Source organism: Dictyobacter alpinus (assembly GCF_003967575.1).
In the GTDB taxonomy this organism is placed as follows: Bacteria; Chloroflexota; Ktedonobacteria; order Ktedonobacterales; family Ktedonobacteraceae; genus Dictyobacter; species Dictyobacter alpinus.
In genome coordinates this window covers 733,652-758,686 of record NZ_BIFT01000001.1, presented here as the reverse complement: position 1 = coordinate 758,686, position 25,035 = coordinate 733,652, and the positions used below count along the sequence as shown (strand labels likewise).

17 protein-coding genes and 1 pseudogene are annotated in these 25,035 nt (G+C 50.5%); 9 read left to right on the top strand and 9 right to left on the bottom strand.

Annotation, left to right across the window (positions count from 1 at the left end):
• Window positions 1–26: 26 nt before the first annotated feature.
• The 3 genes from EL633_RS02945 to EL633_RS02935 all read left to right on the top strand — a co-directional run bounded on the left by EL633_RS02945 (window position 27) and on the right by EL633_RS02935 (window position 6,070).
• Window positions 27–1,637 carry an extracellular solute-binding protein gene (locus EL633_RS02945; RefSeq protein ID WP_161981895.1) on the top strand — a complete coding sequence of 537 codons (1,611 nt, stop codon included), beginning with the start codon at window positions 27–29 and terminating at the stop codon, window positions 1,635–1,637.
• A 409-nt stretch (window positions 1,638–2,046) separates the two neighbouring features.
• Complete coding sequence (locus tag EL633_RS02940) at window positions 2,047–5,031, top strand: carbohydrate-binding protein (protein ID WP_161981894.1); 2,985 nt, start codon at window positions 2,047–2,049, stop codon at window positions 5,029–5,031.
• Window positions 5,032–5,140: 109 nt separating this feature from the next.
• Window positions 5,141–6,070: an aldo/keto reductase gene (locus EL633_RS02935; RefSeq protein ID WP_161981893.1), complete on the top strand. Its 930-nt coding sequence runs from the start codon at window positions 5,141–5,143 to the stop codon at window positions 6,068–6,070.
• A gap of 181 nt (window positions 6,071–6,251) precedes the next feature.
• Here EL633_RS02935 and EL633_RS36450 read toward each other — a convergent pair whose 3' ends face one another.
• Complete coding sequence (locus EL633_RS36450) at window positions 6,252–7,400, bottom strand: substrate-binding domain-containing protein (RefSeq protein WP_161981892.1); 1,149 nt, start codon at window positions 7,398–7,400, stop codon at window positions 6,252–6,254.
• 375 nt (window positions 7,401–7,775) lie between these two features.
• Here EL633_RS36450 and EL633_RS02925 point away from each other — a divergent pair, with 375 nt between their 5' ends.
• Entirely contained in the window at window positions 7,776–11,051 is a 3,276-nt protein-coding gene (locus EL633_RS02925) for a sugar-binding protein (protein WP_126625761.1), read from the top strand.
• Between the two features lie 109 nt (window positions 11,052–11,160).
• Here EL633_RS02925 and EL633_RS02920 read toward each other — a convergent pair whose 3' ends face one another.
• From EL633_RS02920 to deoC, 5 genes are all read right to left on the bottom strand, one after another.
• The gene (locus EL633_RS02920; protein ID WP_126625760.1) at window positions 11,161–12,453 is read right to left on the bottom strand and encodes a glycosyl hydrolase family 28 protein; all 1,293 of its coding nucleotides are present in this window, start codon (window positions 12,451–12,453) and stop codon (window positions 11,161–11,163) included.
• 51 nt (window positions 12,454–12,504) lie between these two features.
• Complete coding sequence (locus EL633_RS02915) at window positions 12,505–13,683, bottom strand: carbohydrate kinase family protein (protein WP_126625759.1); 1,179 nt, start codon at window positions 13,681–13,683, stop codon at window positions 12,505–12,507.
• The gene (locus tag EL633_RS02910; RefSeq protein ID WP_161981891.1) at window positions 13,671–15,623 is read right to left on the bottom strand and encodes a cellulase family glycosylhydrolase; all 1,953 of its coding nucleotides are present in this window, start codon (window positions 15,621–15,623) and stop codon (window positions 13,671–13,673) included. The genes EL633_RS02915 and EL633_RS02910 overlap by 13 nt, the downstream gene beginning before the upstream one ends.
• Window positions 15,624–15,665: 42 nt before the next feature.
• Window positions 15,666–16,706, bottom strand: coding sequence for an SIS domain-containing protein (locus EL633_RS02905; RefSeq protein ID WP_126625757.1), 1,041 nt, complete (start codon window positions 16,704–16,706; stop codon window positions 15,666–15,668).
• Between the two features lie 110 nt (window positions 16,707–16,816).
• Window positions 16,817–17,554 (bottom strand): deoxyribose-phosphate aldolase, encoded by a 738-nt coding sequence (gene deoC / locus EL633_RS02900; RefSeq protein WP_126625756.1) that lies wholly within the window; start codon window positions 17,552–17,554, stop codon window positions 16,817–16,819.
• A 189-nt stretch (window positions 17,555–17,743) separates the two neighbouring features.
• On the opposite strand from deoC, the gene EL633_RS02895 reads away from it, so the two are divergent.
• The 3 genes and pseudogenes from EL633_RS02895 to EL633_RS37410 all read left to right on the top strand — a co-directional run bounded on the left by EL633_RS02895 (window position 17,744) and on the right by EL633_RS37410 (window position 20,593).
• Window positions 17,744–18,868: a carbohydrate kinase family protein gene (locus EL633_RS02895; RefSeq protein ID WP_126625755.1), complete on the top strand. Its 1,125-nt coding sequence runs from the start codon at window positions 17,744–17,746 to the stop codon at window positions 18,866–18,868.
• On the top strand, window positions 18,858–19,682 hold the full coding sequence (locus tag EL633_RS02890) for a GntR family transcriptional regulator (protein WP_126625754.1): 825 nt from the start codon (window positions 18,858–18,860) through the stop codon (window positions 19,680–19,682). The genes EL633_RS02895 and EL633_RS02890 overlap by 11 nt, the downstream gene beginning before the upstream one ends.
• Before the next feature lie 248 nt (window positions 19,683–19,930).
• Window positions 19,931–20,593: pseudogene (locus EL633_RS37410) on the top strand (tyrosine-type recombinase/integrase).
• A gap of 48 nt (window positions 20,594–20,641) precedes the next feature.
• On the opposite strand, the gene EL633_RS02875 reads toward EL633_RS37410, so the two are convergent.
• From EL633_RS02875 to EL633_RS02865, 3 genes are all read right to left on the bottom strand, one after another.
• Complete coding sequence (locus EL633_RS02875) at window positions 20,642–20,860, bottom strand: type II toxin-antitoxin system HicB family antitoxin (protein ID WP_126625752.1); 219 nt, start codon at window positions 20,858–20,860, stop codon at window positions 20,642–20,644.
• 17 nt (window positions 20,861–20,877) lie between these two features.
• Complete coding sequence (locus tag EL633_RS02870; RefSeq protein WP_126625751.1) at window positions 20,878–21,474, bottom strand: hypothetical protein; 597 nt, start codon at window positions 21,472–21,474, stop codon at window positions 20,878–20,880.
• 78 nt (window positions 21,475–21,552) lie between these two features.
• Window positions 21,553–22,398 carry a hypothetical protein gene (locus EL633_RS02865; protein ID WP_126625750.1) on the bottom strand — a complete coding sequence of 282 codons (846 nt, stop codon included), beginning with the start codon at window positions 22,396–22,398 and terminating at the stop codon, window positions 21,553–21,555.
• Window positions 22,399–22,788: 390 nt separating this feature from the next.
• Between EL633_RS02865 and EL633_RS02860 the strand changes: the two genes are divergently transcribed.
• Complete coding sequence (locus tag EL633_RS02860) at window positions 22,789–24,402, top strand: ISL3 family transposase (RefSeq protein WP_126625749.1); 1,614 nt, start codon at window positions 22,789–22,791, stop codon at window positions 24,400–24,402.
• A gap of 382 nt (window positions 24,403–24,784) precedes the next feature.
• A complete protein-coding gene (locus EL633_RS02855) occupies window positions 24,785–25,015 on the top strand; it encodes a hypothetical protein (RefSeq protein WP_126625748.1) in 231 nt (76 codons plus the stop codon).
• Window positions 25,016–25,035: the final 20 nt, after the last annotated feature.

The following is a 25,035-nucleotide window of genomic DNA, read 5'->3' as shown; positions in this document are numbered from 1 at the left end:
TTATTCATTTATCAAGGAGGATGCACATGAGATCTACCTGTTTCTGGCGTCGTATGAATGTACTGGGACTGTTGCTCTTAATCCTTACTCTTATGCTCAGCGCATGTGGGCAGAGCGATAGCGGTAATCAGCCCACCAAAGCTGGAACGAATCAGCCCCTGACATTCAGTTTTTACGGGAATTATGACTGGCTCAGTTTTAGTAAGAAATGGGGACAGGATAATGTATCAAAGTGGATACAACAGAACAAAAAAGTAACGATTAATTTTATCAATTCGAATGGAGCGTCTAAACAGAAGTTAAGCGAGATGATCGCCGCCAATGACCTGCCAGACAGCATGATGTTAGATCGTGGTACCGATGTAGATCGACTGGTACAGGCGAACATGCTCGTTCCCTTGGATAGCTATCTCAATAAATATCCCAACGTAAAAAAGTACATTGGTGAAGACACATTAAATCTGTTGCGGGCGAAGGATGGTCACCTCTATCAGATACCAAACTGGTATGTGCAGAAGGGCGGCGCCACAGGTCAGTATTGGACCGCGATCAATACGAAAATTTACAAAGAGCTAGGCTCACCTCCCCTGGCAACCTATGATGATCTGGAGAGCTATTTGAAGCTGGTCAAGGCACATGAGTCTGGTGTGATACCTCTGGAAATGTCAGCCGGTGGTTATATTCAGCTTTATCCTACTTTTACCGAGCATCGTTCTCTACAGAACATGTACATGTTTGGCAATCCGGAGGGGAACAAACTTGTTTCACTGTATGATGATCCTGCCTACCTTGAGAGTATGCAATATGTCAGTCGACTGTTCCGAGAAAAGTTGATCTCACAAGATCTTTTTACACAGACACAGGACCAGATCAAGGAGAAAGCAAACACGGGGAAGATCGCTGTCTATCTTGGTTGGGATGGTGGAGATGTGTTACAAGCTGCCAATAGCAACCTGAAAAGTACATTTGAGAATCCTGCCTATAAAGTGGTCTGGCCATTTTATAAAGCGGGTTTGAACAAGGACAACGTCAAGCCTGGGACGTTTTCCCGGTTAGGATGGAATGTGAATGTCATCACCAAGCACGCGAAAGATCCAGAAGCTATCTTCGCCTACCTCGATTGGGCAACTGGACCTGAAGGACAGCGAGTCTTTACCTTTGGCCCTCCCGGATTATTCTGGAACAAAATGAATAGTGATGGCACACCTATCTTGAATGCCACCTATGCGAAGGCTGATAAAAACAAACTCGATACCTATGGCCTGGGCATCTACAATACGGTGGGCAATACGACGTTTGTGGATCATAGCAAACTTGTTACAGATAGCCAGTTACCGCCCGATCAACGGAGCTGGACGACCGCTGCCCAGGCCACTATCGTGTACAAGGCAACCACGGATGATACACAGTTTGGGTACGTGCAGAACGATCCCAATGGAGATATCTCTGTTATTCTCCAGCGCATCAAAGATATCGATAAGCTTGCTCAGGCCAAAATGGTGTTTGCGCAAAGTGATGGCGAGGTCGCCTCTATTCTCCAAAAGGAAAAGCAAGATATGAAGAATGCCGGACTCGATAAATTGCTTGACTTTGAAACCCAGGCCTGGCAGAAAAGTCTCACGTCCCTGAATAGTTAGATCCCCCCATTCCCGCTGTCCCTGGAAGAAGAGATATATTTCCACAGATATATCTCTTCTTTTTCGTATTCGATGTATTCAACGAACAACTTCTCCTTTCAAGAGAGCATTGAAAAGTTTGAAATATCGTTGATTTGAACAGTAGTTTTACGCACAAAAATATTCTACTATCTATCGCTAGAGAGTATTTCTCTGCGGGTATTTTCGTCTGTAACTTCAATGAAAGGGGGGTGAGGCAACATATCATCTGTGTTGTTATCGCAAACATGCTTTTCTGCTTTTTCTCTTGTGAGCGTGGTATTTGCTAGAAAAGTGAGAAAGGCTATGCGAGCAACCATCATCCTGACCAGTACAACTGATATATTGTTGTACGTGCATCCGAATCAATGGCGAAAAAGGAGAATTTCAGGTGATCACTATCAACAGCAGTGCGAAAAAAAGATTTTTCGCGCTATTCCTGATCAGCGCAGTTCTATGTCTGGCCTTTCAGGGCCTGGTGGGCGTGAAAAGTGTTCACGCAGCGTACGGCTCTCCAGTCAGACACGAAGCTGAAACAACAAATCTTGCCAATGCGACCGTCGAATCCATCCATTCTGGTTATTCCGGCTCTGGCTATGTGACCGGATTGACGAGTGAATGGTCGAAATTGACCTTTGACCAGGGAGTCAATGATGATACATTAGCCCAGATAGATATCCGTTATGCCAATGGCACCGGTGCCACCGTCTCCAACTTATCCCTCTATGTTGGGAGTGACCTGATCCAGAAATTGTCATTTCCTGTCACTGATGGATGGGATAGCTGGGCAACGCAAACGGTTACCTTTACCATTCCTGGTGGGTACCAGAACATTGTCATCAAGAGCGAAGCAAAGGTAGATGCATCCATTAATATCGATTATTTGGATCTCTCCCTTGATGATGGCCTGACTCCGGTCCCTCCTGGTAGTTTTAACCAGAATACACCTGAGGATGGTGCAAGTAATGTAAGCACGACAACTGCCTTTGCCTGGGGTGCATCCTCCAAGGCTGCAAGCTACCAATTGGTCGTCTCATCCAATAGTGATTATAGCAGTCCAGCTATTAACGTGAACAATCTGACAGGGACAAGCTATACGCCCGATAGTGCCCTCAAGGATAGCACCAAATATTACTGGAAAGTCACCGCGACCAATGCCGCAGGCTCGAAGGTGTCCAGCAATGCTGGCATCTCTTTCACCACTGCTGCGCCACCGCCACCGCCTGGATCCTTCAATCAAACGGCTCCAGCGAATGGAGCGACGGGTATCAGTGTCGCGCCAGCTTTTAGCTGGGATGCGTCATCTAATGGAAAGAATTATGAACTGGTAGTCTCGACGAAGAATGATTATAGTAGTCCAGCTATTGACGCCAAAAACCTGACAGGGACAAGCTATACCCCTGATGCTGTCCTCAAGGAGAGTACCAAATATTACTGGAAAGTCACCGCGACGAACTCGGTTGGATCGAAGGTGGCGACTAATGCCGGCATCTCTTTTACCACTGCTGCACCCACACCCCCAGGAGACTTTAGCCAGCTAGAGCCAGTGGATGGGGCGACCAACGTCAGTACGACTCCTGGTTTTGCCTGGGGAGCTTCTCCTGGAGCGACAAGCTATGCACTGGTAGTCTCCACACAGAGTGACTATAGTAGTCCCGAGATTGATGTCAACAACCTGACAGGGACAAGCTATACGCCAGCGAAAGCTCTTAGCGATACCACCAAATATTACTGGAAAGTGACTGCGACGAGTGCCGCTGGCTCGACCGTTGCCACCAATTCTGGTATCTCCTTTACAACATCTACCGCGCCAGCCCCTGGCACAAACTACTATGTGGCGCCTAATGGCAGTGATAGTGCGGGCGATGGTACAGCTAATAAGCCATGGAAAACGCTTGCCTATGCTGCAACGAAGGTGCCAGCCGGTATCAACAACACGATTAATTTAGCGGCAGGAACCTATAATGAAACGGTCGCAGTCGTGCTTCCGCTGGGTGTCAATATCAAAGGTGCCGGAGAAAACAATACGATCATCACCTCAAATGGTCCTATTCCTACCCCTGGTGTTGATCAAAACGCAGGAGACTGGAAGCTCTGGTACGATGGGAGCTTGATTCAGTTGATTTCTCCGGGGTATTCGGGTACGAATCCTAAATATGGGTCACCTGACCAGATGGTTGATTCGGCCAATGGGAACCAGACGCTAAGCGATTTTACCGTTGATGGCAACAACCATCAGATCAAAGCCGGTGTCTGGGTTGAAAATCGGAACAACGTGACCATGCATCACGTGACCTTCAAAGATTTTCAGATGCGTGGCGCCGTCTTTGGTCGTAGCGATATGTGGTGGTATATTCCCTTGCCTGATGGGAAATGGATGTATAATACCACGATTCATGATTGTACTTTTATAAACTCAGGCTCACAGCAAAACGGCGAATCATTGGGGAACTTGAATATTGCTGGCCTGGATGGAGCGAACATTTATAACATCACCATTAACGATGATCAAGGTGGCTTCGGCATCAAGTTCATCTTTGTAGGTCATTACCGTAATGTGAAGATCCACGACTCCACTATTCATGTCAGCGAGTTTGATGATACCTGGGGTGAGAAGGCCTCCATTGAGATGTGGAACCTGAGCTACGGTAATGACATCTACAATATCAATTGCAATACCTGGTTATCGTTCGTCAACCATACACAATTGACAGCCTACCTACCCGTGGGGAATGCCACCAACAACTTGAAGCTCCATGGCATCAAGATGATCGATCAGGATGGCAACAATGGTAACGAATCAGTTGAGGCCTCCCTCAGTGGTATGGAGATCTATGACAACTACTTCCAGGACAAGGGGTATGGTATTGCGATCTGGCATGGTGGTGGTTATGATCTGAAGAACTTCATTGTGCGCAACAATATATTTGCGAATGTAAAGCGTGCGCCAGGCTTTGGTTTCGGACAAAGCTCAGGTGTGTTTGTTCCTGATCCTACTTCGAACATTAAAATTTACAACAACGTGTTTGACAACATGGGCAATGGATTGACCCTGGATAATGCCAATGGCGTTGATGTGAAAAACAATGTCTTTCTCAACACACTGGGAGCTGATGTGGAGGGTGGGAGTAATGTTACTTTTATGAACAACCTCAAGTATCACACGGATCCCCAGAAAGCAGGCTGGAATCTTACTGGTGGTCCAACATTGGGCTCGGGAAACCTCCTTGGCAATCCTGGCTTCAAGAATACAGGCAACCGTTGGGATACGTACTATCAGCCAGCCTCGTCGAGTAGCCTCGTCGTAGATGCTGGTGTGGATGTTGGGCTTCCTTTCAACGGCTCTGCCCCTGATATTGGTCGTTGGGAATCGTAAGGTTAGATCTCGGCTAGTAGATGGCCGTGTCCCTCAGACGATGCTGGGGGCACGGCTGCCTATTATCCGGGGTCTGCATAGGTGTCTATGTCTAGACATAGGGGGTGTAATGAGTGAAGGTAGAGATGTTTTAGCACGGCGTTGCCTGGGGCGAAGTGGCCTGGAGGTAACCACACTAGGATTAGGCGGGGCAGGTATTGGAGGAAAGGCCTATGGGGCAGTTTCCGATGATGATGCCATCGCTACAGTGCGGCAGGCGGTTCAGATGGGTGTCACGTATATTGATACATCTCCGTTGTATGGTGAGAGTGAACGGCGCATTGGCCTGGCATTAGATGGTGGTTTACGCGAGCATATAATCCTTTCCACCAAAACGGGGACCCATCCCCGCTGGCGTGGTGAGTATTCAGCGACAGCCACTTATAAGAGTATAGAGAATAGTTTGCGTCTGCTCAAGACTGACTATATTGATCTGGCTTTGATTCATGATCCCCCTGATTTGCAGCAGGCCTTTGGGTCTCAAGGAGCTCTTGAAGCTTTGGAGGACTTGAAAGCGCAGGGAGTCATTCATGCGATTGGCCTGGGCGTGCGAGATCATGCGCTTTTGCGCACCGCCATTCTGTCACAACGAATGGATGCCATTTTAACGTATCTGGACTACAATCTGGTGCGCACCACTGCCACTCCCCTGCTCGATATGGCGCGAGCATATGATGTAGGGGTCATTAATGGATCTCCTTTAGTAATGGGATTCCTGAGTGGTCGCGATCCTGTTGCACATGTGCGGACAAGTTTGCCCTGGATTGATGAAGAGGCATGTGAAGAACTAGGTATCGCGAAGCACCTCTGGAACTGGTCCCAGAAGGCGCAGGTTGATCTGCAAGCGGTGGCACTACAGTTTAGTCTACGCCAGGACAAGATTGCTACAACGCTTGTGGGTGCCATGTCTCCTACTGAGGTTGCGCATAATGTTGCAGCCTGTCGCAGGCAATTACCTGTTGCTATTTGGGAGGAACTTGAACGAGCGCGTGTGAAATGAGACAGGTGAGAGAGATGAGACACCCGCCAGCCATGCCCTTCAATGACAACTGAAGGACATGGCTAGTTTCGCGCAAGGATGTCACATTAACTTACATTGACGAGCTGCCATTGCTGCGCATTTTTCCAGTTCAATGCACTTCGTCGCCGAAGGCAAAACCGTTGCCGCTAAAGCCGACATATTATGCTTGAAGACGTAGTCTGGGCTTGATCCACCGCACCTGTTGAGACGGCTGCTGCCCTGCTAACAGCGTATCGAGGACGGTAAACATTTCCCGGACGATGTGTTCAGGATCAAATTCAAAGATGGTCATGTGCCTTGAACGGTGAAACAGGATAGGTGAGCCAACATTGGTATGGGTGACGATCTTGACATCCTTCTTTACCTCGATGCCAAAGTCATCAAAGGCTGCCAGTGCCCCATCGGCCAGCAGATCATCGGTAATAAAAAGGCCATCCGGCCTCAACTGGTGAGGGGAACCAAAGACCTCGCTGGCCAGCAAGTAGCCCTGTTCCTGGTAGGTCAACGCAGGACGAGATAGCAAGACCGGTGGCAGCCGCATCAACTCAGGATGGATAGGTATTTCTTGCCGCTTGAGCTCATCACGAAAGCCTACAAAATCATCTAGATGCTCCAGTGGAAGGTAAGGGCCTTGTACCGGTTCTGTCGGGGATGCCAGGGAGGTCACCGGCAGGATGCCACGGCTCCAGATGCCGATGCGCTTGCATCCCTGCCGAATCAACTGGTCAGCAGCCAGGCGACCATATTCCAGGCCATCAAGCTGCACAATCCATTGGCCGTTGCCCGCGAAGGTGACGCACGGGACAGGCCATTCGAGTAGCCATCCCTTTGAGTGAAAACCGATGGATACAAAGGCGTCTGCCTGTCGTAGCTGCAGGAGTTTGGGCGCTTCAGAGGGCAGTGTATTCTCGTCGTTTAATTCTGGTCGCGCTATATGTAGTCGATACATCTCGTTGCTGGTGGCATTACGTAGCTGCATCTCTTGCTCAAGATAGATGAGCAGCATGCTCCAAAATGGTGAGATGGTGGTTGATAGTAAGAGACGCAGATCGAAGAAGATATGAATCGAGCGCGTATGGATGCGCGGTGATACAAAGATGCCCTGACGACTTTTACTATAGATAACCTGCTCAGCCTCCAGGCGCTGCAAAACCTCGCCCAGTGTGACGCGCGTCGTCTTGAGCTCCTCACATAGGGCGCGCATAGTTGGTAGCTGGGCATCGGGTCCCTTCTCATACGCCATCTCCCGCACACGTTTATAAAGCTCTTCAGATTTTGTGCTGGCCATATTTTTTTGCTTCTCAACCATTGTCTATCCTTACTATCACATAATAAAAACCCTGCCACACTTTTTTTCTGCGAACCACTTTTTATGTGATCTAGCGCAAGCATAAATGAGTCGGACTGTTTTTGTCAAGCCTCGTGGACGTGATGGGTGCGCTGCGTTTTTGTAAAAGAGCACATCAAGAAAGGCAATAACGTAGATTTGCCTCTTCGTTTTTCGATGCTGCTCTCTTTATAAACCTGCGATGGGTACCACTTTTGTTTGTATCTCTTGACAAAATTATGTGTTCTATCCTATACTTGTGCTAGCGCACAATATTTGTCAATAGGTGATCAATGAAGGTCACTTTTATCGTTCCCCGTACAACATGATGTACAGTTTGAGGAAGGAAATCCTGATATGCGCATGGAACGAGCACAACGTTGGCGAAGACTGTTCAGTATTGGCATTGTAGGCGTCATCCTTTTTACCACATCCGCTTTCTTATTCTCTTCTCAAGCACGTCCTGCCTACGCGGCGGACCTCTCCGGCAGCTATAGCTGGAAGCCTCTCAAGATTGGTGGTGGCGGCTTTGTCACCGGGCTGGCTATTCATCCAACCGCAGCAGGAGTGGTCTATGCTCGGACAGATGTTGGTGGTGCGTATCGCTGGAATGAGAGCACCCAGACCTGGACGCAGCTGATCGTTACTCCGGCAGTCCCCAATCCGGCTGCAGGCGACTACAATGTAGAAAGTATCGCCGTCAGCAAAACGAACAGCCAGGTGGTCTATGTTGCCGTGGGCGACGATATAGGCAATGCGACTGGCCGCATCCTCAAGAGCACCAATCGTGGTGCTTCGTGGACGGATAGTGGACAGCGTTGGTCGATGGCGGGCAATGGTGATTATCGCACGGGCAGTGCACGCATCGCTGTTGACCCCAATAACGATAATGTCGTCTATTTTGCATCTCGTAAGGAGGGACTCTGGGTCAGTACTGATGCTGCCAGCCACTGGAGTCAGGTCTCGACCTCGCAGATTCCCCTGGGAACCAATAGCAGCGGAACAACCGAGGGGGTTTCATTCGTTCGCTTTGATCCTAGCGGTGGAGTGAGCGGTGGCAAGACCAACCGCATCTATGCCGGGGTAGCGGGCAATGGTGTTTATCGCTCGGACAATGGCGGGAGCAGCTGGTACCGCATTCTGACCACTGATCAGATCCCCTATTCGGTCGATATCGCCAGCGATGGCACGCTCTATCTCAGCATCCTCTCGACCACGGGTGCGGGCAGCCTGCAGAAATATGCTCCAGGTTCCGGCACATGGAGTACGATCTCCCCCAGTGGGGATAGCTATATGCAGGTAGCAGTTGACCCTTTCAACGCGCAGCGTGTGATTGTGGCCGGGGGTGGGGTCAGCAATGGACATATCTGGCGCACGACGAATGCAGGGGCCAGCTGGACCGCCTTAAACATCGCGGTCTCCTCACCAGATATTCCCTGGATCACCAATACCGATGAGAGCAACTACATGACCAGTGCCCAGATCGTCTTCGATCCACTGGTACAGGATCGCCTATGGTTCCCGCAGGGCACCGGTGTCTGGCGCTCGGATAACAACACTGGCTCTACCATTACCTGGACCTTTATCAGCAAGGGCATTGAAGAGATGGTGGCCAACGATGTAATCGCACCTCCCGGCGGCAAGCCGATTACTGGCGTCTGGGACCGCAACGGTTATTATCACGCCAATCCCGATGCCTATCCGACCCGCCCCATTCTGACCAATCAATTCTCTTCTGGCTGGAGTCTAGACTATAGTGGTGGCACCCCCAGTTTTGTGGCGGCCGTCTCGTCGGACCATCGTTTCCTGAATCCCGATATGAGCGGTTACTCTACTGATGGAGGGCAGACCTGGACCCAGTTTAGCGGAAGCCGAAACTATTCTGATCTCTTTGGAGGCAATATCGCGGTCTCCGCTACCAATACCAGCAATATCGTCTGGCTGCCAACCTGGGGCAAGGCGCCCTATGTGACCACCGATCGGGGTGCGACCTGGACGCAGATCCCCTTCTTCAGCACTGTCGGCGGCCTGCATCAGCAGCTGTGGTGGGGCTCGAAAAAGGCGCTTGACGCCGACAAGGTGAGCGGCGGCACCTACTATATCTATAGCACCGACAATAATGGCGAGTTTTTCCGCTCCAGTAATAATGGGCAGACCTGGGAGCAGGCTCCTGGGATCGCGCCGCCCAGTGGTGGCAATGACGCCCACGTCTTTGGTCAGATCCGTGCAGTCCCCGGTAAGGCCGGTCATGTCTGGGCCAGCGTTGCTCAGGGGGGCCTCTACTATACGACTAACAAGGGCGACGCCTGGACGAAGGTTGCCGGAGTACAGGAGGCACGCTCGTTTGGATTTGGTAAAGCCATCGGTTCCTATCCAGTCGTCTTTATCAACGGGAAAGTCAACAACCAGTGGGGCATCTGGCGCTCGGTAGACCAGGGCGCAACCTGGGATCTACTTTCAGCGAACCCGATGGGGATCTATGACCAGGTGCATACCGTCAATGGCGATATGAGCATCGCCGGTCGCGTCTATGTTGGCTTTAGCGGCAACAGCTTTGTCTATGGGGACGCGAACGGCAGCACTCCTACACCAACCCCGACGCCAACTCCTGCCGGGGCTACAATTACCCGTGCCACGACCGCGCCCACCATTGATGGCAATAGTACCGATGCCGTCTGGAGTACCGCTCCTAGCTATCCGATCGCCCATACGGTCGGCGCTCCGACCGGCTTCTCTTCCAGTTACCAGTCCGCCTGGGACAGCAACAACCTGTACTTCCTCGTCAAGGTAAATGATGCGACCCTCTCATCGCATGCCGATGCGGTCGAGCTCTACCTGGATCCCCAGCATAATGGAGGCAGCAGCTACGACTCGACGGATACGCAATATATCTTCTCTACCGATTCCAACACGATATTGCAGTACCAGGGAGGAACGCAGGGGACCAATACGGCGGGCGTGACATTCAGTAATAAGACCACCTCATCCGGCTATCAGGTGGAGATCCAGATCCCCTGGGCCAGGCTGGGCCTGACCCCATCCGCCAATGCGACGATTGGCCTCGATCTCGATACCTGGCAGAACTGGCAGGGGGGCGCGGGTGTCAAAAATAAGCTGTTCTGGAATGCGACCAGTGATGATGACTGGTTTAATCCAGGCCTGTTTGGAAGCGGCACTTTGCAGGGTACCGGTGGCAACGCGACGCTCACCCCGAGCGCCGACCGCGACAACTGGGCGCAGAACGCCGGCGATAGCACCACGCTCAACGCCAGCCAGTGGCAGACGATCTATCTCAAGTTCGACCTGTCCACGGTCAGCAGTGTCAGCAAGGCCACTTTGCGTCTCTACCGTACCGATCTGAACCAGGGTTCGACCATTCTGACAGCCTCACAGGTAACTGATGATAGCTGGACGGAGGCAAGCACCACGCTCCCGGCGGTCGGCGCCAGCATTTCGACGGCGACCTCAGCCACGGTAGGCTATGTCGATCTTGATGTGACAAGCTTTGTCCAGGCGCAGAAAGCGGCCGATGGCATCGTTTCTATCGGGGTTAGCAGCAATTCAACCAGCTGGGTTGGTTTCTACTCTAGAGACAACGCAACCAATAAACCACAACTTGTCGTTACCGGTTAGTTAAGGGAACACAATAGTTCCCGTGGCCCTTTTCAGCAGGGATGGGGCCGTCACTCAAATGAGCGACGGCCCCATCCCTGCTTTGGTATCATCGATCGTTATGCGTAAGCTAGCGAAACTCGATACCTCCCGCCTCTTTGGTAAAGAGATCTAACTGGTTGCTGTCCGTCACCTTCCTGTCTCCCAGGAAGAAGTTCTCAATGGTTACGTCCTGTACCTGGTGGTCGGCATCGTAGCCACCAATAACGGATATTGAGTAGCCAGGATTATAGATCGAGACCATCACCGAGATATTCCTCAGCGTAATATCCCGGATGTGTCCACGTTCCTCATCGGTGTTATACCTTGAGTGTATGATACGGAAGTTAATCAGCTTATCATAATAGTGTTCGACCCGGATATCCTCAAAGAGCACACGGTGGACTAGGGCGCGGTCACCAACGTGGATGCCAAATGGTTCGCCGTGCCCGTGTACCGAGACGATGTCCAGGTCCCTGAACACGATGTCTCTAACCTCAGAAATAGTCAATTCGTGCCCGATCTCTAGCGCGTTGCCCACGCGGCCGGTCATGAGGGTGCATGAGCGTGCCAGCACATTGTAGACATCCTGGGCCGCCTCATAGGTCGTTCCGCTCGTGCGGTCGGTCCAGCGAAAGCCTTTGATGACGATACAATCGTCATTGTTTCTCAGCATACAGCGCTCGATCAGCACATCATGGGAGCCTACGATATCGATGCCATCTGAGCTGGAAACCTCTCCGATCTGTTTGATGCGATCGATATGGACATCGTGGCAGGCAGCGAGCATGATCATCCAGCCGGGTGGTTCCACCATGGTAATATCCTGAATCTCGACGTCACTGCAGCGATAGAGCAGGATTGAGCGGTACCCGGGACGGTCTTTGAAATAGCTGGCGTCCAGCACCCCGGGTCCATAAATTTTGATGTGTGAGGCATCGGTGGCGCGAATGCCACCTCTGACCACAGCACCAGCCTCGATATAGATCGATTCGTGATCGCGCAAGACGATCTCGCCGACCTCGTGCACCTGGCCGCCTGCGAAATAGTGGGCCGCCTTCCCATCATAGCTGTGTTCCGGATGCGCATAGACAAACAGTGGCAGCGAGACCCCCTCGATGGCGATGTGTAGCAGGTGATCGCTCTGTACGCGCAGACGTGCGCTTGTGCCGGTTACCTCGGCGCGGATGCCCAGCCGCTGCGGGCTGATAACCAGCGAGCCTATGCTCTTGCTCGCCTGTATTTCAAGCTCCACCTCGCCCGTAAATACCAGTGAGACAAAGTACGCCACGCCTGTTCTTAGCACATCGAGGTGCTGTCCATCAGCCGAGACGCTGATCTCATCTGCCCGGGGAAACTCTGCTGGAAAACTGTGAATGATCATATTCCCTCTCTTGTTCTGACCAGGGGTTAGATGTTTGCTTTCGTGACTGTATCAATAGTGGTTGTTAGAACTGGTCTGGCCGCGCTGCCGCTCCTGCTGCAACCATTCATGGAGAAATGTGAGCACCTCCGAGCGATCGGGCGTGCGTCCCGATGAGACGTAACATGCTGAGACTGCCATGGCCAGGACGAGACATTCTTCAAGAGGATATCCAGCCAGCAGCCCGTAGCAGAAACCGGCATTGTAGTGATCTCCACCGCCGGTTGAAATACATGGTTCGGCAATCTTTTTTCCTGTTTTGTGTAGAATGCTACCCTCGGTGATAACGAGACTCTGATCAATGGGATGAATGACAAGACGCGTGACCTGGCAGTGCTGACGTAGTGAGCGGCCAATGTCCACAAGAGTTTCCCCCCCATGTTGAGGATGCGTTTTCAGCCCCCAGGCCGCGTAGAGCGTTCTGGCCTCATGCTCATTGAGACCCAGGGTACTATCATATGTCTGCGCAAATTCGTTCAGCAGGTGAGCCAGAGCAGCCAGATCATCGGTGGAGCGCCTGGACGGATCGGCCAGATCGAAAAACACGCGCAGCTGTTTTTTTCTGTCCTCTGGCAGCGTATCCAGATAATGCACTTTAACGTTGCGCCACAGTGTTGTGGCTTGCGTCAGGTTGCTCCAATCGGCAAAAGCGATCAGGTCGGCTTCCTGATACTCCTCACGCAGACGGGCTGGATCAACTCGTACGCAAAGTTGCTGCCAGAGGTCCTGTGCCAGACTATCGAGTCTGGCAAACATCAATTTTCCATCGTGAAATTCAAAGGCATGGCACGTTCCCGGATCGGCAAAACTGATGCGGCAGCAGCCAGGAGCCATCTGCTCAAAAGCTGGATTGATGGATGGATATCCCAGGGTGCCAATACAGACACATTCCATGCCCAACCGAGCAAGTCCGTTTGCCATCAGTGGCGCGTTGCCGCCAAAACGGACCTCCTGGGCTTCTATCTCTATATCCGCACTTTTCCCGGCGGCATCAGCAGTGAAGGACGAAAATTGCGTGATGGTTGAGAAGTAGGTTGGACCAGAAGCTTCTCTGCTGCGAATGGGGCGTATGATCTCATCCACAAAACCATCAAAACCGACAATGACCTTCTTCGAGGACACTTCTGCACCAGCTGCCGACAAGGTGCGTATCAGATTGGTAAGTGCTTGCGGCGTCGTTATCTCTTCCATTGTAGTATGCTTACCCCACCCGGATCTAAAGAAACGTGAAAAGATGGATGTGCTGCCGCTGTATGTGCTAGCGGCACGGGTTCCTGGGTGCGACAATCAATAAGGTGCGGTAGCGGCTGATCTGGCTGATCGAGCAGTACATCGATCCTGGTTGCGATAGGAGCGCTATGGTGGTTGATACAGAAGAGGAGACGTTCGCCGGTCTGCTGGTGCTGCATCACCCCCACCTCAACGGCTGGATGATGGCTTCTCACCACACGGTTGACCGCTGTTGTCTCGACCAGACTAGCCAGAAGCCGATACTCAGGTGTCTGGCTGAAGTCAGCGGCCGGCAGATCCAGCAGACCATCGAGCACGGGCGCCGTGACCAGAAAAGCTGTTCCTGCGCCATAGTGGTTGCTCAGAACAGCTGGATGCCCATCCTCAAACGTAAAGAGGGTGGTGGCGGAAACGGCATTGACTCGCAAGAACTCTGTTCGCGTACTCGCAAGAGCTACTGTTTCCCCTTGACTGTAGTCCTGCCATGACGTTGCGGCCTGAATAGAACCGTAGCCATGATCCCTTTCAGACGCATGCACTTCAACCCCAAAGAGTTGATTAAAATAGGTATTGAGCGCGGTCCGTTGATCATAGAGAAAGACCAGTGTCCCTCCTTGCTCAACAAATACACGCAGGGCGTTCCAGGCACTGGTCGTCAAACGAGCTGAGGATGGAACCAGCAGGAGCCTGACTGTCTGTAGGGATTGATCATCCCACAGGAAGCGCATGGTGACCCCCGTGCCCTTGAGGAGCACAAAGCTGGTATAGATCCGTTTAAACGCTGTCGTGATCTGCTCATAGTAGCCTGAAGGAACCAGGATGGCGGTATCGGCTGCGGGCCACTGATAATCGGTAATGTGGTGCTCTCTGACAAAACGTGCAAAGTCCGCAAGCTCTTTTCCCGCTGGCTTGAGCGAGCCGTCAGCGGCTATGATGCCGAAGGAAGGCTCAAATGTTTTCTCATTGAGCGGGGTCTGATGCCAGATCTGCTCTGAAAAATCGTTGAAGACCCAGGGCAATACCCCCACACTTCCATTGAGCAGATTACTGTAGAGGGCTACGCGATAGTAGCGAGCGATAACCACATCGCTGAAAAGAACCGAGGAGGCACCCGGAGCTTCGCAGGTCATGACTGGCTTTCCCAGCTGGTTAAAAAGCACATTATAGGAAATGAAATAGTTATTGCGCACTTCGTCATACGCTTCAAGAGCCAGACCATTTGGGTAGCAGGTGACCACCATCGCATCAAGAATAGCTGCCATATCGCGGATATGCATGCCAAAGTGTTCGCTAGCGATGTGTCCAAATCCTAGTGTTACCAGATGGTGAGGATCTACCGCCTTGATGGCGTCATATATCCGCTTTACCCAGAGCTCCATAGTACGTCGGTCGTATGGTAAGGGATCGGCGCCTGGATGGCGCGAATAGAACTCTGGCTCGTCGCAGATATCCCAGAATAAAATCTGTTCCTCACTGGCAAAGTGGGAGATGAACCATTGCACATGGCGCTCGGCGACGTCTACCATCTCTCCACGAAAAAATGGCCGGCCGTTGCGAAATGGCACGTCATAGTCCCCGGTGGCCACACCGACCAGAAACCAGGGCATAACATAGATCTGATACTTTTTGGCCCAATCGATCAATTGCTGGAAACGCGTCAGGACCAGCTCATTATAAACGCCCTGTTCTGGCTCATTAAATCCCCAGAAGAGCGGAATACGGATAGCATTCAACCCCAACTCAGCGATACGTTTGAGATCGCGTTCCACAGCTTCAGGTCGCCAATCCGCCCAGAAATTTGTACAGACATGGCTGGCAACGTAGTTAATGCCGACGACATACAATGGATTGCCTTCTGTATCCTGGAGATATCCTTGCGTATGAAAGCGAATAAAACCCACGTGCATACCTCTTTTCAGGCGAAGATAAATATCTGGTGCAATTCACTTAACGACTCTGGTCAAGACACCTGGTTGCAGATTTCTGGCGCGGCCAAGTGCATCGACGAGCAATTCAATGGGAATGATTTCTATCAACGGCGAAGTGATCTCATCATCAGGGTAGGAGATATGCAATGGGATGCTCTTTGATTGCGGATCGGGTCTCCGATTCGTGATCCAGAGTACCTTACCTCCAAATGCTCCAATGCTCTTCATGAGACGATCAACTTCATCCCTGGTTTGTGTATTGAAATCGAGAACAATGGCGGCAAATCGCTCATCAATCAGTTCGATTGGTCCATGGATGTACTGACCAGTTGTGTAGTGAGCAGAGAAAGACTTGCACGTCTCCTCAATGATGCATTCAGCCTGCAAGGTTGTTGCATAGGAGGCTCCTGAACCGATGACAGGCAGAAATGGTCGTGGATCTAATTCCTGCACAAGCCTTTCACGCAACGAGGCGAATTCAGTGATCGTCTGGCGCATCACCTCAACGCTACGCGTCAATTGTACATGCAGGTTGGCAAAGACGTCCTGCTCATCGTGCAGAATGATTGATGCTAGAAAGAGCAGGACAGCAATGGTATTGGTATATGTTTTGGAGGCCGTCATCTTCTCCTCACCAGCCTCAAGCCACAACTGCGTATTGCCAAAACGGGCTAAGCGACTCCCTGGTTGATTGCTGAGAACAATAAGGGCCGCCACGCGCTGCTGAACTTCAGCACACAACTGCACAACTTCTTCACTCTCACCAGACTGGGAAACCGCAACCAGGATAGTTTCTTTGTCCAGAAGGGGTTGATAAAAGTGCCTCAGCTCATTTGCCTCGATGACCCATGCCGCAATACCGTGCAGCTGAAGATAGTGAACCGCTATGTGAGAGGCAAAGAGAGAGCTTCCCATGCCCGTAAAAATAAAGCGTTGTGCCGAAGTGCTTCGCAGGATGTGCGCGACCTCTTTTTGCCTCTGTCTGCTCCCAAAGTAGGCGTCAGTCACGGTTTGTAGCGCATTTGGCTGTTGCTGTATTTCATCAAGAAAAGTCATTGCGTTTTTTCAACCCCTCATGAATCATTCCTATCAAAAATTGAAATGTCAGATAATCTCAGTGCGAGCGACAAACTATTACAGAAAGAATCATCAATGGACCATCGTGTTTAATAAACCTCCTTCTGCTTTGCCTCTTCGGGAGAGATTCCCAGCACCACAGGAGTGCTACGGTAGCCGATACCCATGCGGTCGATACCCATATCGATCAACTCAAAGAAATACTTCTGGTCACGAATTCCTCCCGATCCCTTGATTTTACAACGTCCGTTCGCGACCTCTATCATCGCAGCGAGAACCTCACGAGTGGCTCCATCGCTTTTTCCTCCTGTGTAGAACCCGGTGGAGGTTTTCAGAAAGTCAGCGCCTGCCTGAATTGCCACTTCGGAAACGTTTCTTACTTCCGTCAGGGTCAACGCATCCGTCTCGAAAATGACCTTGATCACAACGCCGTGCGTATGGCAGACCTGGCAGACAGCCTGGAGCTCACGTCCCACCTCTTCGTACATGCCACTGCGGATCCAACCATAATTCGCAACAATGTCCAATTCAGCGATATCGCCGCGCTTGACGTATGCTTCGACTTGTTTTATTTTCGACTCGGTCGTGGACAGTCCGAAGGGGAAGTCGCACACCACACAAATGCCAGTCTGTGTTCCGGAGGTCAGCTCGGCTGCGATATCCAGAGAAGCCGGATTGACACAGACGGTGGCACAGCCAAAATCGATCCCCTCCTGGATATATTTCCGAATGTCTGCCTGGGTGAACTCAGGCTTGAGAACAGACTGGTCTATGTACGCTGCGAGTTCTGCGAGCGACATATCGCAGGCTTTTTTTGTTGGTTTCATGTTCTTTTTCTCCTGGGTGGCCCAAACGAGGGACACTTGTATGAAATGTATGATACATTGTATACTTACTATACAATACTCTCCTGGGAGAATCAAGGAGACAGGCGGAGGGATGTCGGAACATCAAGAAGTTCATACCAGGAAGAAGATCCCAGATGAGCATAACGCACATTGTGATTGGAGGTAACTATGATAGCTGACTTACAAAGAAGACTTAGCGCCCCCTCTCTCTCCCGGAGCGCCTTCATTGGATTGGACGGCTTTATCGACGAGATCACCTATGTCGTGGATAAACGCTTCTCGCCCTCTTCTTATGAGCGCATAAAGACCATTCAGGCTTATGCCACCCGTATTAGCCGGGCAAGTGCTATGAGCACCAACATTGAACTGGTGAGCCTCACCACCAAATTGGGAGGCAACGGCCCGCTGCTGGCGAACGCGCTCTTGCAGTACGGAGTCGGAGTCACCTACATGGGCAGTATCGGTTATCCAACCCTTGATCCAGTTCTGGCGCCTCTGCATCGCTGCCAAAGGCTGATTTGCCTGGCCCAGCCAGCGCATACGGATGCCATTGAGTTTGAAGACGGTAAGATTATCACTTCCAAGCTGTCATCCCTTGATGCGATCACCTGGGAGAATATCCAAAGCAGTCTTTCTTTGGAGGAACTGACGGCGCTCTGCCAGTCAAGTGATCTGATTGCCTTCTCCAACTGGTCAATGATCCTGGCGATGAATACCATCTGGAAGCGGTTTCTCGATCTGATTGTGCCTCACCTCACCTGCCAGGGAAAAGTCGTTTTCTTCGACCTGGCTGACCCCGAAAAACGCACTCGTGAAGATCTGCTAGAAGCTCTTGCCCTCATTCAATCCTTTTCCCGACAGGCTTTCAGCATCATCCTCAGCACAAATTTAAAAGAGGCGTGTGAACTTGCCGAAACACTCGGCTTTATCGTGCCCGACTACCAATCAGTGCACCTTGAGACCCTTACTCGATACCTGGAGGAGCACCTGAATATCGACTACGTGATTGTTCACCGGGTTGACAGGGCGGTGTGTCTTCATGACAATACCTTCGAGGAAGTCCGAGGCCTCTACTGCTCACACCCCGTCATCACGACCGGTGCCGGAGATAACTTTAACGCAGGCTTCCTCTACGGAGTCTTGCAAGGATTTCCAATTTCTCAATCTTTATTCCTGGGCTGCGCAACGTCCGGCTATTATGTTCGCTATGCTGCCAGCCCGACAACAAGCCAACTCCTTTCGTTTTTGGCGAGATGGGAGAAAAATGAGGTGGACGAATACCATGGATCTTGAATATTTCAAACAAACATTCCATTTTTCGAGCGATGTCACTACCCCGTTGTACGTTCAGCTTACAGCCTACATCCGTGTACAGATCCAGGCTGGCGTGTTGAAACCCGGCGATCAAATGCTTCCTGAAAACAGCATCGCTGACGTCCTGAAGGTGAGCCGGACCACAGTCAGACAATCGATGAACTGCCTGGTCGAGGAAGGGTTGCTCATCCGCTTTCGAGGCAAAGGATCGTTTATCGCCAGTCAGAAAATGCGGCGCAATATCAATTATCTCTACGATTTCACCAACGATATGATCAGCCTTGGGGCGATACCATCCTCGATTGTACTACATGCTGAGGTGATACAGAGCCCTCCCGATCATGTGGTGCAAGCCCTTCAACTCCCGCAGGGTCAGCGCGCGACTTTTTATCTTGACCGCCTACGTTGCGCCAATGGCGAACCGATCCTCTGGGAACAGACGTACATTCCCTATTGGCTTTGCAAAGGCATTGAACGCTACAACTTTGAAAATGCCTCTTTATATCATACGCTCAGCGAACAATTCTCGCTCAACCTGGATCACGCTACTGAAACACTGGAGGCGGTCATCCTCACCAAGGGAGAAGCCGAGCGTTTGAATTGCAGGCCGAAAGTAGCCGGATATAAAATCCGGCGCCAATCCTCCCTGGACTCGGGGTTTTCTTTTGAATTCACGGCCTCGCTTACCCGAGCGGACAGATGTCTGTTTCAATTTGATTTATATAAGAATCCTACCGCCAACAAACCGCCTGTCGAAATTCAACGCCACATTACTTTGCTAGTACCTTCTTAAGGAAGAGAATAGACAATGTAGTATACCGGATAACCTGTATTGCATTGCCTCAAAAGAATTTTCCTCTACAGTTTTTCTATCGCTCTTTGTATTCTGGCACAATAGCGCCCTTGCTTTTTCCCATCTTGTCGAGATAGTTGCCTGTAACAATTTCTGTTTTTCTGTGTTCCTTGAACTGTTTGGCTGTTCCAGCCCACTCTCGTTTCTCTTGCATCAATAAACAGATGGCCTGAATCTGCCAGTGGTTGGTGCGGCAACGATATCTGAAGCAGACGCCTTTTGTTCATCTGAACGTGCCCCAAGAGGAACCTGGGCTTCTTCACCTCGTAGAACCGGAGGAATGGGAACGCTTGTTGCTGGTCTGTCAGCCTGCAGGGAAGAAGGCAACAGGAGCAGATCAGGTGGCGGCGCGTAATCAAGCCGTGCTCTGGATCCTTGCTGAGACCGGAATGCGTACTGCAGAAGTCTGCGGGATGCGCCTTTCAGATGTAGATCGTGAACAAGGTAGGCTCAGGGTACGAGGAAAGGGTTCTACGCGGTGATGGGTCCTCTTGGGGCATGAGGGACTCCATCATCTATGCGTGTATCTGGATCATTATCGCCTGAAGAATGGACAAGATGTGAAGCGAAGACGAGTGGGAGAGGAGCCTCTGTTTCTTTCTGAGGCAGGGCACCTGCTTACCAGCAATAGTATTGCGTTGTTGTTTGGGCGACTCAGGAAACGAGCAGGGAACATGAGAAAAGAGGTTGGTCCTGTCCTGTTACGCGATACGTTTGCGGTGCACTATCTGCAGGCAGGTGGCGATCCGTTCACGTTGCGAGAGCGGTTAGGCCAGGAAGAAAGTGTTGCTGTCAAACGGTATCTGAGCATGAGTGATGGCAAGAGCGAACAAAAAGCGAAGAAACCTTGAGAGCATTCCTTCTACAGCCTCTCCTATTGATCGCATGTGGTATATATTTTATGCGGTCATGGTAACTCTTGGCGCAGGGATCGGACGCCCCCATGCTTTGTTTGCCTCAATCCAACTTTCTATCGCATCCTGCCCTTGTTTGACAGCTTCGACGTACGTTGTCCCATGGGTTTTGCATCCTGGAAGTTCTGGAATTGTGGCAATGTATGTCTGATCCTCTTCGCTCCATTGGATATTCATGGAGTAGCGCAGTGGCTCGGTTCCCATGAGGTTCCTCTCTTTGTTTATCTCCCAGCATCAATGAGTACTTGCTCTAGAATATCTGTGACACCAAGATGAGGTGCGAATTGCCTCAAATATACTGTATCGAGAGCATCTCCTGTGCGCTTGATGACTTCAACAATATCATTCCATTGTCGTGTAGATATTCCCCCTCCCATTTTCCACCAATTAAGTTTCGTGAGAATGACATCTTCTGGCGAGGCAACATAGAAAGAACGGCTCCCCTGTTCAATGACCTCCTCCCGCGCACGCCCGAGTTCGTGACGTGCAAAATCGCTTGACTTCAACACGAACACATCAACTTTGACGCCCGTATCGTTGTGGAGCATGTTGAATGACGATTGATTCAAAATGGCTCCTCGGATCATTGCACCATCGATATAATAGTCATTTTCAAGCACTTTCACGAGCGCTTGGACATGGTGACGTTGAATGGCCGCCACGATATCAACATCCTGGGTCGCTCGCCGTCTTCCGTGAATTGAACTCGCTACTGATCCGCCAATAAAATAGGGAATGTTGAAGCGATCAAAGGTATCGATGAGAGGGCTAATTGCTTGAATAATCTCTGGAGTATTCATAGGTGAAGCCGAGGACATTCGTGTTTCCTTCCTGTGAAGCGGAATCGTTCCGCAAGACATTCTATCGAGTTGCAGTGCCCATGATGTTGTATGAGGCTATCCGGCTGATGTGTTACCATGAATGCCAGCATCGAGAAGCGCCTGTGATAAAGGGGTTGCAATGCCGAGAATTGCTGCTTGTTGACTCAGATAGGTGACATCTATGGTTGGTGCTTGCACCTTGAGGAGGCCCAAAATATCGTTCCATTGATCATCGGCGGTGTTTCCCTGTTTTTGATAGTTTAAGAGATTGAGCAGTGTCATGTCTTCAGGAGATGCGATAAAAAACGGGGCTCTTCCTTCGATAAGTACATGGGGTTGTCGATGTGCTAAGACCGCTTTGTCAAGCGCTGTAGAGGTTAGGAAGACATCAATTTTGATGAGCCGCGAGAGATGCAGCATACTGAAAGATGTATGCTGGAGGAGAGCCAGGGTGATTGTGTCTGGATCGAAAATATAATCGTGTGTCAGGTGCTCAAAGAGAAAAGCAAGGTGGTCTCCGTTGAAATCGGCTAGGAGGTCGACATCCTGGACGGATCTGGGCAAGCCGTAGATTGAGTTTGCCACAGAGCCCATCATGAGGGTCGGAACTTCGAGCTGTTCTGCGATCTCGATGAGCGGGCGGACCGCCTCCTGAATGTCAGGTGCCTGGAGGTTCCAGGTTTGTTGCGTTTCAATCGCATTGGCAAAGATGTGTGCAAGGTGATTCCCATATTCGCGAGCAACAAATGCCACCATACGATCCTGGAGGGAAGATCCATGGGTTGTCTCAAGGTTGGCGTATGTCATGGATTGTGTCCAACTGCAGACCGATCTGAACTTTTTGGCAGCGGAAAATGCACGGATGCGAGCAATCTGTATCCGCTCGAATTCTGGGGAGGTATCAACCGATTGTGTTCTCATCGTATCTGCTCCAACATAGGTTTCTTTCTCGAAGGATACCGAAAGTTGACGAGCGTGTCAAGTGGCTGCATCCATTTTCTAAGAAATAATATAGTTATTGAATGTTATATAGTAGTAAGCATTTGAGTCATAACCAATATGTATTCACTTATTGAAATTGTAATAAAGTAATAAAATATTCAATCATATTAGACTCTGGAGTTTGACAATTGATGTTTATTAATTTATCCTATGTTTGTGCGCATTGCCTCACGAAAAATCTTAGTAGAAGAACGCTGTATTAGCGCCGGGTGTATACTGGCTCATGAAACTTTTTGGTGAATGCCTGGCGATATGACGAAAATCTGCTACACTTCTCTATCATAACGTGTGAGGAGACGTCGCAAAGGAATGCCAACAACTCCATTGTTCCCATTACCCGATGGTTTGGAAATTATTTCCATCCACGAGGAAGAAAACAACCTAAAGGTACACATCATCTCAAAGCGCATCGGGTGTCTCTGCCCAGGTTGCGCTCAATCTTCCCAAGCGATCCATAGCTATTACCGGAGACATCCGATGGAATTGCCTTGCACTGGACGTGTGGTGAAGATCAGTTTATCCGTGAAAAAATTCTTTTGCCGCAACCCTTCCTGTCAACGCAAAGTTTTTACCGAACGCATCCCTGAATTGATTGAGCCTTCGTCTCGGTTGACGACTCGGCTACGGACACTTGTCCAGGCGATCGGGATCGCCTTCAATGCGAATGGTGGAGCTCGTTTAGGAGCACAAATGGGGGTACACGTCTCTAGAATGACCGTCCTCTTTTCTTTGCACCTCCTTCCCTTGCCATCTGTCGGTAAGATCATACGGGTCGGGATCGATGATTTCGCCTGGAAGCGCGGTGTCCGATATGGCACCGTCCTGATCGATTTAGATTCACACGAGATCATCGATATGCTTCCTGACCGGGAAGCAGAAAGTGTGAAAACATGGTTGGCGTCCCATCCCGAAGTCGAAATCGTCAGTCGGGATCGCGGTGGGGCATATTCCGATGGAGCCGCTCAAGGAGCGCCTCAAGCGATCCAATGTGCGGATCGATGGCATCTCTGTAAAAATCTTGGAGATGCCGTTGAAAGCTACCTCAAACGACAATCACTCTCCATTCCAGCACCATCTGCGCCAGTGCCAACCTCAGAGAAAAAGGAAAAACCGACCTATGAGCAAAGGAGACAAGAACGTCGTTCTCAAGCGACCTTCGAGAGAAAACAAGAGATTGTCGAAAGGGTACGAGAAATGCACACACAGGGAAGAAGTGGACATGATATTGCCGCTGAGCTCGGGCTGGCTCGCGGAACGGTTCGGAAGTATCTTCACATCGAAGGTCCTGTACGTATTGCTCCCCGCACACGAAAACCCAGCCTGATTGATCCTTACTATGAGTATCTCTGTCAACGATGGAATGAAGAAACTCCCACAGCACAGCAGCTTTTCGAAGAATTGCAGGAAAAAGGATATCAAGGGGGGATCTCTATTCTCAAAGAGGTGGTGACGCGCTTGCGTCGAGGACTTTCGGGCATGAAATACCCTCCTCAATCCATTTACACGAAAAAAATGCCAGCCATGCTTTCGGCAAGGGAGTTACGCTGGCTCCTTGCCAAAAGAGAAGACAATCTCACTGCTGAAGAAAAACACGGTCTGACAAAGCTCTTCGAGAGCTCTCAAGAAGTAGGCCAACTCTATTGTTTCCTTCAATCATTTCTTCGTATGGTACGTGAGCTGAAGCCTGATCTGCTGAACGGGTGGATGAAAGAAGTCCGTGAAAGCAAGATTCAAGAACTCGTCAGTTTTGTCAATGGGATTGACCGAGATTATGACGCAGTGCGAGCAGGATTAACCTATTCGTGGAGTCAAGGTCCAGTTGAGGGAACTATCAACAAAATCAAAACACACAAAAGGCTCATGTATGGACGTGCGAGCTTCTCTCTGCTCCGCACAAAAATGCTTCACCAAAAAGTTTCATGAGCCGCCAGTAATCCGGCCTTGACAGCTGGCTCCTCTCCATATTCTTCATCTCTTTTCTTGTTGGGAAAGAAGCCCTCACGGGCTTTGAGATGAATCTGATGATGATCGTTGTGCACCTGTCTCTTGCATGAATGGGTAAGATTATTTATGAGGCAACGGACTGCCTCATCAGCAACCTCCAACGAAGGATTGTTTCCTGAAAGACCGTTGATGAGAAGAAGTACAGGTGGTGACGAAGGAAAAATGCTCCCATATTCTTCAGGAATACTTTTGCTTCTAGAACCCTTTGGTGTGCTCTATGGTCTACAGACGATGCCTGGAGAACTCGTTTTCCCTCCCTTTCCAGCCCTAAGAAACATGCGCCCATAAGGAGGATTTTTTGATGGTGCTTCCTGTTCCATCTTTAAGCTATCCCGCTCGTCGTGAAGTTGTTGAGCGGATCGCTCCCTGTTATCGAGAGGCTTCCTTTCAGGAGAAAGGGGCCTTGCTTGACACCTTGGTGGCGGTCACAGGATATACCCGAGAGTATGCAATAGGACTGCTGAAGCAGTCGCCACAGGGTCTGCATCGTCTTGTGCGTCCGCATCCTCGCCGATATGGGCTTCAGGTTTAGCCTCAAAGATATGGTGGCAG

What these genes read in the sequence shown, in the direction of transcription:
- EL633_RS02935 (WP_161981893.1), top strand. Translation starts at nt 5,141, where the DNA reads ATGAGTGAAGGTAGAGATGTTTTAGCACGGCGTTGCCTGGGGCGAAGT.
- EL633_RS02865 (WP_126625750.1), bottom strand. Translation starts at nt 22,398, where the DNA reads ATGAGAACACAATCGGTTGATACCTCCCCAGAATTCGAGCGGATACAG.
- EL633_RS02860 (WP_126625749.1), top strand. Translation starts at nt 22,789, where the DNA reads ATGCCAACAACTCCATTGTTCCCATTACCCGATGGTTTGGAAATTATT.
- EL633_RS02875 (WP_126625752.1), bottom strand. Translation starts at nt 20,860, where the DNA reads ATGGGAACCGAGCCACTGCGCTACTCCATGAATATCCAATGGAGCGAA.
- EL633_RS02870 (WP_126625751.1), bottom strand. Translation starts at nt 21,474, where the DNA reads ATGTCCTCGGCTTCACCTATGAATACTCCAGAGATTATTCAAGCAATT.
- deoC (WP_126625756.1), bottom strand. Translation starts at nt 17,554, where the DNA reads ATGAAACCAACAAAAAAAGCCTGCGATATGTCGCTCGCAGAACTCGCA.
- EL633_RS02920 (WP_126625760.1), bottom strand. Translation starts at nt 12,453, where the DNA reads ATGATCATTCACAGTTTTCCAGCAGAGTTTCCCCGGGCAGATGAGATC.
- EL633_RS02890 (WP_126625754.1), top strand. Translation starts at nt 18,858, where the DNA reads ATGGATCTTGAATATTTCAAACAAACATTCCATTTTTCGAGCGATGTC.
- EL633_RS02855 (WP_126625748.1), top strand. Translation starts at nt 24,785, where the DNA reads ATGGTGCTTCCTGTTCCATCTTTAAGCTATCCCGCTCGTCGTGAAGTT.
- EL633_RS02905 (WP_126625757.1), bottom strand. Translation starts at nt 16,706, where the DNA reads ATGACTTTTCTTGATGAAATACAGCAACAGCCAAATGCGCTACAAACC.
- EL633_RS02945 (WP_161981895.1), top strand. Translation starts at nt 27, where the DNA reads ATGAGATCTACCTGTTTCTGGCGTCGTATGAATGTACTGGGACTGTTG.
- EL633_RS02915 (WP_126625759.1), bottom strand. Translation starts at nt 13,683, where the DNA reads ATGGAAGAGATAACGACGCCGCAAGCACTTACCAATCTGATACGCACC.
- EL633_RS02925 (WP_126625761.1), top strand. Translation starts at nt 7,776, where the DNA reads ATGCGCATGGAACGAGCACAACGTTGGCGAAGACTGTTCAGTATTGGC.
- EL633_RS36450 (WP_161981892.1), bottom strand. Translation starts at nt 7,400, where the DNA reads ATGGTTGAGAAGCAAAAAAATATGGCCAGCACAAAATCTGAAGAGCTT.
- EL633_RS02895 (WP_126625755.1), top strand. Translation starts at nt 17,744, where the DNA reads ATGATAGCTGACTTACAAAGAAGACTTAGCGCCCCCTCTCTCTCCCGG.